We start from the raw sequence: 12416 nt of genomic DNA, 5'->3' as shown, positions 1-12416 counted from the left end.
GCGTTGTCATACAGGCATTCTCATGAGCGAATCGGTGAAAAGACGGCCGTTCAGCCGTTCAGCCGTCGCCGAGGCCGGCGGCTTCGAAGGCGGTCAGGGACGGGCGGATGGTCGCGGTCGGCCGGCCTGTCGACACCAGCGGGTCGAGGGTCTTCAGGCCGTCCCCGGTGTTGAAGATGACGGTTTCGGCGTCCGGGTCAAGCAGCCCCTCGCGCAGCAGCCGCGCCAGACAGGCGACGGTGACGCCGCCGGCGGTCTCACCGAAGACACCCTCGGTGCGCGCGAGCAGGCGGATGCCATCGATGATCTCGGGGTCGGTGACGTCGGTGATCGCACCGCCGGTCCGCCGGGCGACGTCGAGTGCGTACGGGCCGTCCGCCGGGTTGCCGATCGACAGGGACTTGGCGATGGTCGACGGCTTCACCGGGGCGACTGTGTCAACCCCGCGGGCGAAGGCCGCGGCGACCGGGTTGCAGCCCTCGGCCTGCGCGCCGAAGACCCGGTACGGCGTCGGCTCCACCAGGTCGAGGCGGCCGAACTCGCCGAAGGCCTTGTCAATCTTGGTCAGCAGCGACCCGGAGGCGATGGGCACAACGACCTGCTCCGGCAGCCGCCAGCCAAGCTGCTCGGCAACCTCGTAGCCGAGGGTTTTGGAACCCTCCGCGTAGAACGGCCGTACGTTGACGTTGACGAACGCCCACTCGTACTCGCCGGACAGTTCGCTGCACAGGCGGTTCACGTCGTCGTAGTTGCCGTCGATCGCGACCAGTGTGCCGCTGTAGACGGCGGTTGACACGGTCTTGCCGTCCTCGAGATCGTGCGGGATCAGCACCACCGAGCGCAACCCGGCGGACGCGGCATGCGCCGCCACGGACTGGGCGAGGTTCCCGGTGGACGCACAGGCGACCGTGGCGAAACCGTGCTCGCGGGCGGCGGACAGCGCCACCGAGACGACCCGGTCCTTGAACGAGTGGGTGGGGTTCGCGCTGTCGTCCTTGACCCACAGTGCCCGCATTCCGAGTTCCGCGGCGAGCCGTGGAGCCGGGCGCAGCGGCGTCCAGCCGGCTCCGAGCGACACCCGGTGCGCCGGGTCGTGGCCGGCGGGAAGAAGCCCGACATAACGCCACAGGTTGGTGGGCCCGGCCTTGATGGAAGCCCGGGTGACCCGGCGCAGCAGGGCCTCGTCGTAGGCAATCTCCAGCGGGGCGAAACACTCGACGCAGACGTGCGTCGGGGAGAGCGGGAATGTGGCGCCGCAGTGCCGGCACGCTAGGGAGACCGCCGGATTGGCGGATTGCGAACCGATCGTAGCGGGGCGCTCAGGAGCGACTGTCATGGGTGAAACTCCTCATCTTTCCCGAGAGCCCGTTGCGTCTCGGGTCGGAATTAGCACCTGCCTCGCACGGATGCGGGTGGTTGCCGGGGCTTCACTGGGCCGGTCCCTCTGCCCCTCTGGATGAGCCGGATGAAGTTGTCAGTCCGTACTGTAGACCGGGTGCGGCGTGATGTGCACCGTTGGTTCGAGCGTCGAACGTATGACGGGCGTGACTTCTCGCCCGTCCGGTTGCTGGCCCGCAAGGAGGGTCCGATCAGCGTGGTGTTGCCCGCTCTGAACGAGGCCGCCACGGTCGGCACGATCGTTTCTGCGATCCATCGCGATCTTGTTGTCGGGGTGCCGCTCGTTGACGAGATCATTGTCATCGATCCGGGGTCGGTCGACGCGACCGCGTCCGAGGCGACCGCCGCAGGTGCGGTGGTGATCCCCGAGGAGCGGATCCTGCCCGGCCACGGGCGGATCGCGGGCAAGGGTGAAGCTCTGTGGAAGTCCCTGTACGCCTCGTCCGGAGATATTGTGATTTTCGTCGACGCGGACCTGGAGGACTTCGACACCCAGGTGGTGACCGGGCTGTTGGGGCCCCTGTTGACCGAGCGGGAGGTGTCCTATGTCAAGGCGTCCTACGACCGGCCGCTGGCGGGCGGCCTGCTGCCCGGCGGTGGTGGGCGGGTTACCGAACTCGTCGCGCGCCCCCTGCTCAACATGCACTGGCCGGCGCTGGCCGGGTTGGTGCAACCGCTCGCGGGCGAGTTCGCCGGCCGCCGCGTCCTGCTCGAGCGGCTGCCGTTCGTCTCCGGCTACGGAGTCGAGTTCGCCCAGCTGGTGGACGTCCTGTCCCTGGCGGGCGCGGATGCGATCGCGCAGGTCGAGGTCGGACGAAAGATCCATCGCCACCAGCCCGACGACGCTCTCGGACGCATGGCGGCCGAGATCATCCAGACGGCGTGGACCCGGCTAGGTGTCCACAGCCCGGCTCCGGGGCAGACGTTGACCCAGTTCCGCCGCTGCGACGGCGGGTTTGAGCCGCACACCCACCGGGTCGAGGTGCGGGAGCGTTCCCCGATGATCACAATTCCGGAGTATGCCGCTCGCTGGGCGGCGCGCGCTCCAGGTGACGGACCGCGATGACATCCGAACATTCGATCTTTCGAGGTTTGTAAGATCAACAAGGGGCTTTCCGGCGTACAAACCTAGAAAGATCGCCAGCACCAGCACCAGCACCAGCACCAGCACCAGCACCAGCGGCACGAGCAGGAGGACATCGCTGATGAGCATCCGGGTCGTCTACACCGATCTTGATGGGACCATGGTCGGGCCGTTCGGGTGCTTCTTCCGGAACGAGGACCACTCCACCACCCTTGATCCGGCTCGCGCCCTCATCGACCTGCACCGGGCGAGCATCGCGTTGGTGCTGGTCAGCGGCCGGACCAGGTCGCAACTGGTCGAAGCCGGTGCGATTTTCGGCGCAGACGGCTTCATAGCCGAGCTCGGTGCGATCGTCGGCTGGGACCATGGACGCAACAGCCAGGTCCTGCGCGGAGCCATGCCAGCCGATCTGGACCAGATACCGGATTCGCTCCTTGCCGCGCTGATCGCGCGGTATTCGGGACGCCTGAAGGTGTACCGACCCTGGCACCGCGGACGCGAGGTCGACATCATGCTCCGGGGCAACATCGACGTGGCCGAGGTGAACCTATGGCTCGTGGCGGAGGGTTTCGACTGGTTGACCATCCGGGACAACGGCATCATTTCGTGGGCTGGCATGCCGGCTGTGGATGATGTCCCGCACGTCTATCATCTCGTTCCCGAGGGTGTCAGCAAGGGCGCCGCGGTGGCTTTCGACCTGGCCCGCCGCGGGTTCCGTCCGGACCAGGCGATCGCGATCGGCGACTCCGCCAGCGACCTGATCATGGCCCGTGAGGTCGGCCGCATGCACCTGGTCGCGAACGCGCTGCGACACACCGATCTCGTCGGGTTGTTGCCGGACCACGACAACGTTGTCGTGGAGGATGGTGCGCTCGGCTCCGGATGGGCCAGCGCGGTCCGCTCGACGCTGCCGACCGCGCGGCCCGCCACGGTCTGATCTCCTGCCAGCCCGGGAAGCCAGGTGGCCGACGACGGCGAGGAGAAAGAGAACAGCCGCGATGGCGTAGGAGTTCCCGACCAACAGCTGCCAGCCGTGCCAGGAGTACTCGCGGTCGTGCTCGTACGGCAGCCACCACATCGGAGCGAGGACGAGCAGGGCAAAGCCGCCGCGTGCCGCGAGCCGCCCCCCGCGTGGCCCGGTCGGGCCGGCCAGCCAGGCCAGCGCGGGCAGTGCCCACAGCCAGTGGTGGGTCCAGGAGATCGGTGAGACGAGCAGCCCGGTGATGCCACATACCGTCCAGCCGAGCAGGGGCTCGTGGCGGCGGGTGGCCGCCACTGCCAGTCCGATCCCGGCGGCGGCTGTGCTCAGCGTCACCAGCTGAAACCAGAGCTCGTCGTGCACGGCATGACCGGCGAGGCGGGTCGCCACACCGGACAGCGACTGGTTGCCCGCATACGCGATCCCGCCGACGTGGGACGGGTCGAGCGCCAGCCTGGTCCAGAACCGCGCCGAGTCTGCCGGAGTGGCCAGGGCCGCCAGCGCGGAGCAGGCGCTGAAGGAGAGTGCGGCCATGCCCGCGTCCCGGCGTCTGCCCGTGGCGAAGAGGTAGGGAACGAAGATCAACGGAGTGAGCTTCACCGCCGCGGCGATGCCGATCAGTACACCTGAGGGCAGCGGCCCGGACCTACGACGCAGGTCAAGAATGATCAATAGCATGAGCGGGATGTTGATCTGGCCATAGGCGAGATTGCTTCGGATCGGTTCCACGGCCAGGAGGCCCACGGCCAGTGCCGCCTGCCGCCCGACCGCCGGCATCCCAACCGCAGCCGGCCTGGACGCGAGCGGGTCGGTGCGGGCCGCGGCGAGCACCTGGCGGGTCAACTCCGCCAGGCAGGTCAGCAGGACCAGCGCCCAGATGGCCTGTGCTGCCGGCTTCGGCGGGAGGGCGAGGGGGCCGAACAGCACGGCGGCGAACGGCGGGTAGGTAAAGGGCAGGCCGGTACCAGGCATGATCTGGTCATACAGGGGCAAATGGTGCAGAAATGCGTCGCCGCCCAGGCGGTACACGGCAAGGTCGATCCGGGTTCCGAACGCGAGTAGGCCGACCAGGGCGAACAGGCCGACGCCGAGCAGCACCGTGGCCGTGTTCAGGCGCGCGCGCATGCCGTTCCCCCTTTCTCGTGTTCGGACGTCCTTCTCGTGTTCGGGCGTCCTGACCGGATCCTCCCCGGCACCCGCGGGTGCCGGGGCTTGCAGCTGCCGGGAAGTCTGACGATGCCAGCGCCTGACGATCCCATCGTCTGACGATGCCAGCGCCTGCGGGGCCAGGCGGCGCGGGGCCGGCGTCGCGGGGCGCCGGTGCCCGCCGATGTCAGCGCTTGAGGGTCGTCGTGGACCAGCTGTCCCGGCGCCGTGTGAGTATCACCACAGAGATCAGCACAAGGAAGAGTGTGCTGATCGCGATAACCGGTGCCTGGCGCTGGAGCCACGGGGTGGCTCCAGGTAGGTTGGCGAACAACAGTTCGCAGTGTGGGAGGGCGAGAAACGCACCAACCGCGGACACCGTGCCGAGCAGACTCAGGCGGACCCGGTCGGTTGCCATGGCCAGCGGTATCAGCCCCCATGTCAGGTACCACGGGTACAGGACGGGGCCGAGAACCGCCAGCGTCAGTAGGCCCCAGCCGACAGTCGCGGCGAGGTTCCGCGCACGGATGGTTGCCAACAGGCGCAGCATCACCCCGGCGGTGACCACGATGCCGGCGGTCCGGGTCAGGTTGAGCGCCTGCGCAAACTGGATCTTCATGTCGGCGATGTCGCCCAGCCTTGCGAGCCCGTCGGCAAGACCGACCGTCGGTGCGTACAGGGTGAGGCCCGAGGCGGGAGTCGCCGCCGAACGTAACCAACCGAGCCCGTCTGGAATCAGCAGGACGAGGACCAGCCCGGATGCGCTGACGACGCCGACATCCCGAGCCACCGGCCGCAGCCGTGCCCAAACCCATGCCCGCGCATGCGGCGGGCGGGCGTCGGGAGGGCCGGTGTTGCGCGGGCGGGTGCCCGGTACGGGGGTTCCCGCATGCCACACGGCGACCGCCACGATTGCGAACGCCGCTGGCCACTTCACCGCGGTGGCCGCGGTAAGCAACATCATGGACGCTATCGGACGCCCGGCCCGGGCGGCCAGCAGGCCCGCGGCGAGCAGCGCTACCATGATCGCTTCAAGGTGGACGGCGCCGAGGAGCTGCAGGATGACAACCGGGCTGCCGGCGGCGGCGAGGGCCAGCGGCCGTCGCCGGGGGTCCGCGGCCCGCGCGACGCACCCGAGGATCACGATGACACCGGCGAGCGCGAGTGCCCTCAGGATCAGGACCGTTCCCAGCACGGTCCCGCCGGACAGCCCATAGGCGGCCTTCAGCAGGGCGAGCGCCAATGGCCCATAGGGTGCCCGGGACATCCGCCAGACCGGGTCGCTCGCGAGCAAGCTGGGTTGGTTACCCAGAATATTCGGACCGTTCCGGTACGGGTTGAGATCGGCGGTGAGCATGGCGCCATGCGCCACATAGCTGTATATGTCCAGACTCAGGATCGGTGGACCCACAGCGACGGGCAGACACCAGACGGCGATGATGATCCCGGTCTGGCTGAGCGAGATCGAGCCCCTTCTGGCCAGCAGGCACAGTTGCAACCAGCCGATGACGAGGAGCGCGACGCCGATAATCATGAAGGCTGGCAGGGCTGAAGCACGATCGAGCTGCACCGGGATGAGCAACCCGAACCAGTCGGTAGGCAGCTCAACCCCGGAGCGTAGCGCGAGCCGCCCCGCCGTAGCGACGACCAGGCATGCGCCAGCGAGCCCGAGTAGCCCGGCTAAGATCGCCTCGCCATGCCCACCGGCCATGCGCCACCCGAGCTCGGCGGGTTTCGCGCGGCTTGAGCCTTCACGGAGGTACGTGGTCGGGACGCTACCGCCCCGCGGCATCACGCCCGCGGAGGGCCGCCCGGACCCTGCCTCTGTCATCTGCTCGCGTGCGCGGCATGGCACACGAGACAACCGCAGTCATTTGACATTTTATGTTGATTCCGTCGAAAAGTAGGTTAACCCCGGGTTGTCAGTCGGCGGCGCTGTCGTGTGGTGCTGCTGGCATGTGGCCCTGGCGTCGTGTGGTGCTGCTGGCATGTCGCAGGGTTGTCGTGTGGCGCAGATAGCGAATTATAGCTTACTATCATATAGTAAGATTTTATCGGATTCAGCCCGGTGTGGACGAAGTGTAGATGAGGTGTGGGTAGGGCGTGGGCAAGGCGTGATCGCACCAGGTCGGGCCGGTGCGGGACGGCCTGGTGAAGATCTTGAAGGCATGCCCTAGTCTCCGGGTGTGCGTCATATCACGGGGGTTGACGAACTGGGATGTTCCACGCCTATCGGAACGGCCCGTGTGCTCGTTGCCTCCAACCGCGGGCCGGTGGCGTTCACTGCGGACGATGATGGTTCATTGACCGCGCGTCGCGGCGGTGGCGGGCTGGTCAGTGGCTTGCATGCGGTCGCGGGCGACGATGCCACGTCCGGGGGTACCACCGGTGGCAGTGGGCTGGTGTGGGTCTGCGCGGCGTTGACCGAAGCCGACCGGCGGGCCACCCGCCTGGCCCCGCAGGGACGGCTCGATCTCGCCGGCCATGACACCGGCGGCGCCGCGGTGTGCATGCTCGATGTGGACCGGGTCGTGTTCGAGCGGGCCTACAACGCGGTCGCCAACCGTACGCTCTGGTTCGTCCTGCATCTTCTGTATGCACCGGCATTCCAGCCGTCTTTCGGGCCGGCGTTCCAGCAGGACTGGCTGGCCTACGAACGTTACAACGCGATGTTCGCCGAGGCGCTGGCGCGTGAGGCGGCACCCGGCGCGGCCGTACTGATCCAGGACTACCACCTGACTCTTGCGCCTGCGCAGTTGCGTCGCCTCCGGCCGGATCTGCGGATCGCCCACTTCAGCCATACCCCGTGGGCGCCGCCCGAGTACTTCCGGATGCTGCCGGATGACGTCGCCCGCGCGGTCCTTGACGGCATGCTCGGCGCAGACCAGCTGGGCTTCCTGACGGCCGCGTGGGCCGAGGCGTTCTGTCGGTGTGCCCGGGCGATACTCGGCGCCGACATCGTCATCGACCACGACGTCGAGACAGACCACGGCGTCGAGACAGACCACGACGTCGAGACGACCGGCACCACGAGCCTGCCGCAGCTGCGATACCGCGGCCGCGTGGTCCGGATCGGCGTCCACCCGCTCGGGGTTGACGGCGCAGCCCTGGCGCAGCGCGCCCACGGACATGACGTCACTGCCCGCGCTGCCGAGTTGGGGGAGCTGATCGCCGGTCGCCGGGTGATCGTGCGGGTGGATCGGACCGAGTTGTCGAAGAACATCGTCCGCGGCCTGGAAGCGTACCGGGAGCTCCTGCGCCAGCATCCACGGTGGCGCGGCCAGGTGGTGCACCTCGTCTGCGCCTACCCGTCACGCCACGATCTTCCCGAGTACCGCGAGTACACGGCCGCGGTCCAGCGGATCGTGGCGGAGATCGAGGACGAGTTCGCGACCGCGTCCTGGTTGCCGCTCCGGCTCGAGGTCAACGACGACTATCCACGGTCGCTGGCCGCGTTGTCACTCGCCGAGGTCCTGGTGGTGAATCCGATCCGGGACGGGATGAACCTGGTTGCCAAGGAAGGCGCCGTACTGTCGAGGTCCGGGGCCGCGCTGGTGCTGTCCCGGGAGGCCGGGGCGTGCGCGGAGATGGCCGCCGATGCACTGGTGATCAATCCGTTCGACGTGTGCGAGACGGCGGCCGCCATGCACGCCGCGCTGCTGATGACCCCGGACGAACGGCGTGGCCGGTGCGAGCGGCTCGCCGCCGTCGCCAGCAGGCTTCCCCCGCACCGGTGGTTTCGAGAGCAGCTCGAGGCCCTGCTCGCCTGACCACGCTCGCCTGAAGGTGCTCGCTCGACGACCGGGAAACGCTTCAGGAGAGGCGGTCGGAGAGAAGGCGCAGCAGCGCGACCACCCCCTCCGGACCCGGAACGACGAGATCTGCCTGTTCCCGCAGCTGAGCTGGAACCTCCGGGCCGTCGCTGCACACGGTCAGACCCGGCACCCCGGTAGTCCGCAGCTGGTCGACAGCGTCGAAAGCCGGCAGGTCGCCGACGTCGTCACCGGCGAACAGGACCGACCGGGCACCCAGTTCCGCCGCCCGGTCGCGTAGCGCCCGCCCCTTGTCGTGGTCGGGTGGACGCAGTTCCAGTACCCGTTTGCCGGGCGCAGCCTCGAGCCCGTGGTCTGCGGCGAGGCTGGTCAACGCGGGCGTGAGAGCCGCCAGGGAGGCTTCCGGGTCGGAGGTGCGACGTACATGTACGACGAGCGCGTGCTTCTTGTCCTCGACCACGGTGCCGGCGGGCGCGTCCTCAAGCAGCCGTGGCAGGGCGGCCCTGACCGCCGCGACCCCGGGCAGCGGCTCGGGGCTCGTGATCCGGTTGGTGACGCCGTCCCACCGTTGCAGCCCGTACTGGCCGAGGATGACCATCGACTCGAGCCCCGGCTGTTCAGTGAAGCGGGCGAGGGCGAGCAGGGCTTCGACCGGCCGCCCGGTGATGATGGTGACCGATCCGACCTGCTGGGCTATCCGCGCCAGCGCGGCCAGGGCGCCTGGCGCCGGAACGGCGTCCGATGGGCGGGCGACGATCGGTGCGAGCGTGCCGTCGTAGTCCAGGGAGATCAGCGCGCGGCGCGGGTCGGTGAGTAGGGTCGCGAGCCCTGCGCCGCCGGCCAGTGTCCGCGGCGCTGTGGCGATCGGGCCAGAACCGGGCGTGGAAGTCATGAGGTCAGGTCCGTCACTTGTTCTCTCAGGGCCGCCAGCCAGGGCCGCGCGGCCGTTGGCGGTCAGGGCGCGGTTGGCGAAAAAGCCTTGGTTACGACGAGGATGAGCGGCTCGTCCGCGACGAAGTTCTTGGTTTTCGGCTTCGCCTGCTTCACGTCCGGAATCAGGTCCAGCACGGTCTGAGCCGCATCCTGGTGTCCCTCGTCGTAGAACACGGTCGGCTCCGGGACGTCGTACGCCGACTGGTAGTTGCCGGTCCGTGCCACAGTGAAGCCCGCGGCTTCCAGCCGTGCCCGGGCGGAATCGGCAAGCCCCGGGATCTTGGAATTGTTGAGGATCACGATCGGAATGAAGACGTGCTTCGGCGCGGCGGCCGGGGCGGGTGCCGCGGCTGCCGGCGGTTGGGACGTGACCCTGGGAGACGGCGAGGTAACCGCCGCGGATGGATCCGAGGTTGCCGGCCTGGCTACCGCCGCTGCGGCGGAAGCGGCGGCTGTCGGCGACGCGCCCGCCGCCGGGGCGTGTGCCGATGCCGAGGCGGCCGCTGCCGCAGCGGCAGCGGCAGTCGCGGCAGATTTGTCCGCGGACGGGTCGTTCACCAGATTGACCACGAGAATGCAGCCGAGCACGGCGAGCACAGCGATGCTGCCGGCCGCGATGGCGTGCAGTCGATCACCGGGACGCAGCCGGGGCGGCCGGGGCGGGCTGGGCGACGTGACGGTGGTATCGGTCATGGCGGGCGCTCACATCTCAGCCGGGTCGAGTCGGGCGGTGCCGCCGGCGCGTGCCCGTCGGCGTGTCGCCCGCAACCGGCGTAGCCGCTTGACCAGCATGGGGTCGGCGACGAGGGCTGCGGGGGAGTCGATCAGAGCGTTCAGTATCTGGTAGTAGCGGGTTGCTGAGATTGTGAACTCGGCGCGGATCGCGGTCTCCTTGGCGCCCGCATAACGCCACCAGTGCCGCTCGAACTCCAGGATCTGGCGCTGGCGATCGCTCAAAGCATCCACTGTGTCGCGCTTGGTATCTGTCTGTGCGGCGCCCGCGGACACCGGGGAGTCGACGGAGCCCCGTGGCTCGGCGGCCGGTACCTCGATGGGATGTGGCGGCGGGCCGAGGGTCTCGGACTCCGGTGCCAGGACGTGGGCGACTGCCACGGCGATGGCCTCCTCCAGACGGGACGGGATCCGCGAATCACAGGGTTGTGGTTCGCCGCCCACTATTTCAGAGGATGGGTCCGACAACTTCGGCCGAGGCGGGCGACACGCGGGATCACTTCTGGTGGATGTGGCCTGGTCTGGCCGTGCCATGACGAAGATCACTCATTGAGCATTTCGGACAACGGTCGTGAGCGCACCCCAGCCCCGCGACGCCGCGTCCCCTATAGCCGGTCGCTCCAATACTGTCGGCAGGTGACCCGTCGCTTCGTCCGCACCACCGAGGATTTCCAGTGCCTCGCCTGTGGGACACCGGTCCACGGTGACGGTTACACCAACCACTGTCCGTGCTGCCTGTGGTCCCGTCATGTGGACGTCAACCCCGGTGATCGAGCGGCGCAGTGTGGCGGCCCGATGCGCCCGGTTGCGGTGGAGGCCCGTCCCCATGACACCGTCCTGACGCACCGCTGCGAGACATGTGGGCACGAGCGCAGGAACAGGACGGCTCCGGCGGACGACATGGAGACGATCATCAAGGTGTCGGCAGCGGGCGCCGCCGAGTTCGGCCCGTCCGCCCCGCCCCGCGGCCGTGGCGAGCTCGGCGGGGGGCTCGGCGGGGGGCTCGGGGACGGTGGCGTCAGGGGTAGAGGCCGCGGGTCCGGTGCGCGTCGGCGACCCGGGCGACCCCGATGATGTGCGCGGCGGCGCGCAGGCTCACGCCACGCTCGGTGGCCAGCGCTGAAACCTCCCCGTAGGCGCGTTTCATGATGTCGCACAGCCGGTCGTTGACCTGGTCCTCCGTCCAGAAGTAGGCCTGGATGTCCTGTACCCATTCGAAGTAGGAGACGGCGACGCCGCCGCCGTTGGCGAGAATGTCCGGGACGACCACGACCCCGTTTCCGTCGAGGATCGGATCGGCGTCCGCGGATATCGGGCCGTTCGCACCTTCGACGATCATCCGCGCCTTGATCCGATCGGCGTTCGTCGCGGTGATGACCCCTTCCAGCGCCGCGGGCACCAGCAGGTCGACGTCGAGCTCCAGCAGCTCGGCGTTGGTGATCGTGTCGGTTCCGGGGTGCCCGACGACGGTGTCGCCGCCGCGCTGGACCCGGCGGAGCAGGGCGGCCGGATTGAGCCCCTGCGGGTTATAGACGCCACCCTTGACGTCGGAGACCGCGACGATCCGAGCGCCGGCGTCGTGGAGGTACTGCGCGGCGAGTGCGCCGACCTTGCCGAATCCCTGGACGGCGACGGTGACGTCGTAGGGGTCGAGGCCGTGTTCGGCCAGCGCCGCGAAGGCCACCAGCTGTACACCCCGGCTCGTCGCCCCGGCCCGCCCGGCCGATCCGCCGATCGACAACGGCTTGCCGGTGACGACTCCGGGTGCGGTGTAGCCGGTGTGCGTCGAGTAGGTGTCCATGATCCATGCCATGGTCTGTTCGTCGGTACCCACGTCCGGGGCGGGAATGTCCTTTTCTGGTCCGATGAGCGGGACGAGCTCGGCCGCGTAACGGCGGGTCATCCGCTCCCGCTCGGAGAGGGAGAGCAGGCGCGGGTCGACGGCGATACCGCCCTTGGCGCCGCCGTAGGGGATACCCATCAACGCGCACTTCCACGTCATCCACATGGCCAGGGCCTTGACCTCGTCAAGGTCGGTGGACGGGTGGAAGCGGATGCCGCCCTTGGCGGGTCCACGGGCCAGGTTGTGCTGGACCCGGTAGCCCGAAAGGACGAGCAGGTGCCCGTCGTCACGCATCAGCGGGACACTCACGGTGATCGCTCGACGCGGCATCCGGAGCAGATCGTGGAGGCCGTCATCAAGGCCGAGGTGGCGGACGGCGTTCTCCAGCTGGATCCGTGCCGTGTCCCACGCCGATGGAGATCCGAGCATTCAGACATCTCCTTGTGTTGTACGCGGTCCCCGTTGACCGCGCCGTGCGCCGTGCGCCGGGCGGCCGGGCGGCCGGGCGCCCGGCGCACGGGCGTGCGC

General features: G+C 68.9%; 10 protein-coding genes, 1 pseudogene and 1 riboswitch. Of the genes and pseudogenes, 4 read left to right on the top strand and 7 right to left on the bottom strand.

Annotation, left to right across the window (positions count from 1 at the left end; genetic code table 11):
• Positions 1 to 58: 58 nt before the first annotated feature.
• A complete protein-coding gene (gene thrC / locus U9983_RS21840; protein ID WP_322755813.1) occupies positions 59 to 1336 on the bottom strand; it encodes a threonine synthase in 1278 nt (425 codons plus the stop codon).
• Between the two features lie 9 nt (positions 1337 to 1345).
• Positions 1346 to 1463, bottom strand: a riboswitch (SAM riboswitch).
• Between the two features lie 2 nt (positions 1464 to 1465).
• Between thrC and U9983_RS21835 the strand changes: the two genes are divergently transcribed.
• Positions 1466 to 2464: a glucosyl-3-phosphoglycerate synthase gene (locus U9983_RS21835; RefSeq protein ID WP_322755812.1), complete on the top strand. Its 999-nt coding sequence runs from the start codon at positions 1466 to 1468 to the stop codon at positions 2462 to 2464.
• 139 nt (positions 2465 to 2603) lie between these two features.
• Positions 2604 to 3419, top strand: coding sequence for an HAD family hydrolase (locus U9983_RS21830; RefSeq protein WP_322749217.1), 816 nt, complete (start codon positions 2604 to 2606; stop codon positions 3417 to 3419).
• A 276-nt stretch (positions 3420 to 3695) separates the two neighbouring features.
• Here U9983_RS21830 and U9983_RS21825 read toward each other — a convergent pair.
• Positions 3696 to 4433 (bottom strand): annotated as a pseudogene (locus tag U9983_RS21825) (glycosyltransferase 87 family protein); the annotation flags it as partial.
• Between the two features lie 361 nt (positions 4434 to 4794).
• Positions 4795 to 6318: a polyprenol phosphomannose-dependent alpha 1,6 mannosyltransferase MptB gene (gene mptB, locus U9983_RS21820; RefSeq protein ID WP_322755811.1), complete on the bottom strand. Its 1524-nt coding sequence runs from the start codon at positions 6316 to 6318 to the stop codon at positions 4795 to 4797.
• A 535-nt stretch (positions 6319 to 6853) separates the two neighbouring features.
• Between mptB and U9983_RS21815 the strand changes: the two genes are divergently transcribed.
• Positions 6854 to 8377 (top strand): trehalose-6-phosphate synthase, encoded by a 1524-nt coding sequence (locus U9983_RS21815; RefSeq protein ID WP_322755810.1) that lies wholly within the window; start codon positions 6854 to 6856, stop codon positions 8375 to 8377.
• 43 nt (positions 8378 to 8420) lie between these two features.
• Here the strand turns inward: U9983_RS21815 and otsB are convergent, their stop codons facing one another.
• The 3 genes from otsB to U9983_RS21800 form a co-directional block, all read right to left on the bottom strand.
• Positions 8421 to 9272 (bottom strand): trehalose-phosphatase, encoded by an 852-nt coding sequence (otsB, locus tag U9983_RS21810; protein ID WP_322755809.1) that lies wholly within the window; start codon positions 9270 to 9272, stop codon positions 8421 to 8423.
• A gap of 62 nt (positions 9273 to 9334) precedes the next feature.
• A complete protein-coding gene (locus U9983_RS21805) occupies positions 9335 to 10006 on the bottom strand; it encodes a LytR C-terminal domain-containing protein (RefSeq protein WP_322755808.1) in 672 nt (223 codons plus the stop codon).
• 9 nt (positions 10007 to 10015) lie between these two features.
• Positions 10016 to 10321, bottom strand: a complete 306-nt coding sequence (locus U9983_RS21800) for a DUF3263 domain-containing protein (RefSeq protein WP_416211475.1) — start codon at positions 10319 to 10321, stop codon at positions 10016 to 10018.
• A 48-nt stretch (positions 10322 to 10369) separates the two neighbouring features.
• On the opposite strand from U9983_RS21800, the gene U9983_RS28040 reads away from it, so the two are divergent.
• Positions 10370 to 11119, top strand: coding sequence for an RNHCP domain-containing protein (locus U9983_RS28040; RefSeq protein ID WP_416211474.1), 750 nt, complete (start codon positions 10370 to 10372; stop codon positions 11117 to 11119).
• On the opposite strand, the gene U9983_RS21790 is transcribed toward U9983_RS28040, so the two are convergent.
• Positions 11064 to 12317 (bottom strand): Glu/Leu/Phe/Val dehydrogenase, encoded by a 1254-nt coding sequence (locus tag U9983_RS21790; RefSeq protein ID WP_322755805.1) that lies wholly within the window; start codon positions 12315 to 12317, stop codon positions 11064 to 11066. The genes U9983_RS28040 and U9983_RS21790 overlap by 56 nt on opposite strands.
• Positions 12318 to 12416 lie beyond the last annotated feature (99 nt).

It is taken from the genome of Protofrankia sp. Cas3, from assembly GCF_963555955.1.
GTDB lineage: Bacteria > Actinomycetota > Actinomycetes > Frankiales > Frankiaceae > Protofrankia.
This window is presented reverse-complemented; position numbering and strand designations above follow the sequence as displayed.

Bases quoted from the DNA above. Each gene is read 5' to 3' on its own strand.
- thrC (WP_322755813.1), bottom strand. From the start codon at position 1,336: ATGACAGTCGCTCCTGAGCGCCCCGCTACGATCGGTTCGCAATCCGCC.
- U9983_RS21835 (WP_322755812.1), top strand. From the start codon at position 1,466: ATGAAGTTGTCAGTCCGTACTGTAGACCGGGTGCGGCGTGATGTGCAC.
- U9983_RS21830 (WP_322749217.1), top strand. From the start codon at position 2,604: ATGAGCATCCGGGTCGTCTACACCGATCTTGATGGGACCATGGTCGGG.
- mptB (WP_322755811.1), bottom strand. From the start codon at position 6,318: ATGGCCGGTGGGCATGGCGAGGCGATCTTAGCCGGGCTACTCGGGCTC.
- otsB (WP_322755809.1), bottom strand. From the start codon at position 9,272: ATGACTTCCACGCCCGGTTCTGGCCCGATCGCCACAGCGCCGCGGACA.
- U9983_RS21805 (WP_322755808.1), bottom strand. From the start codon at position 10,006: ATGACCGATACCACCGTCACGTCGCCCAGCCCGCCCCGGCCGCCCCGG.
- U9983_RS28040 (WP_416211474.1), top strand. From the start codon at position 10,370: ATGTGGCGGCGGGCCGAGGGTCTCGGACTCCGGTGCCAGGACGTGGGC.
- U9983_RS21790 (WP_322755805.1), bottom strand. From the start codon at position 12,317: ATGCTCGGATCTCCATCGGCGTGGGACACGGCACGGATCCAGCTGGAG.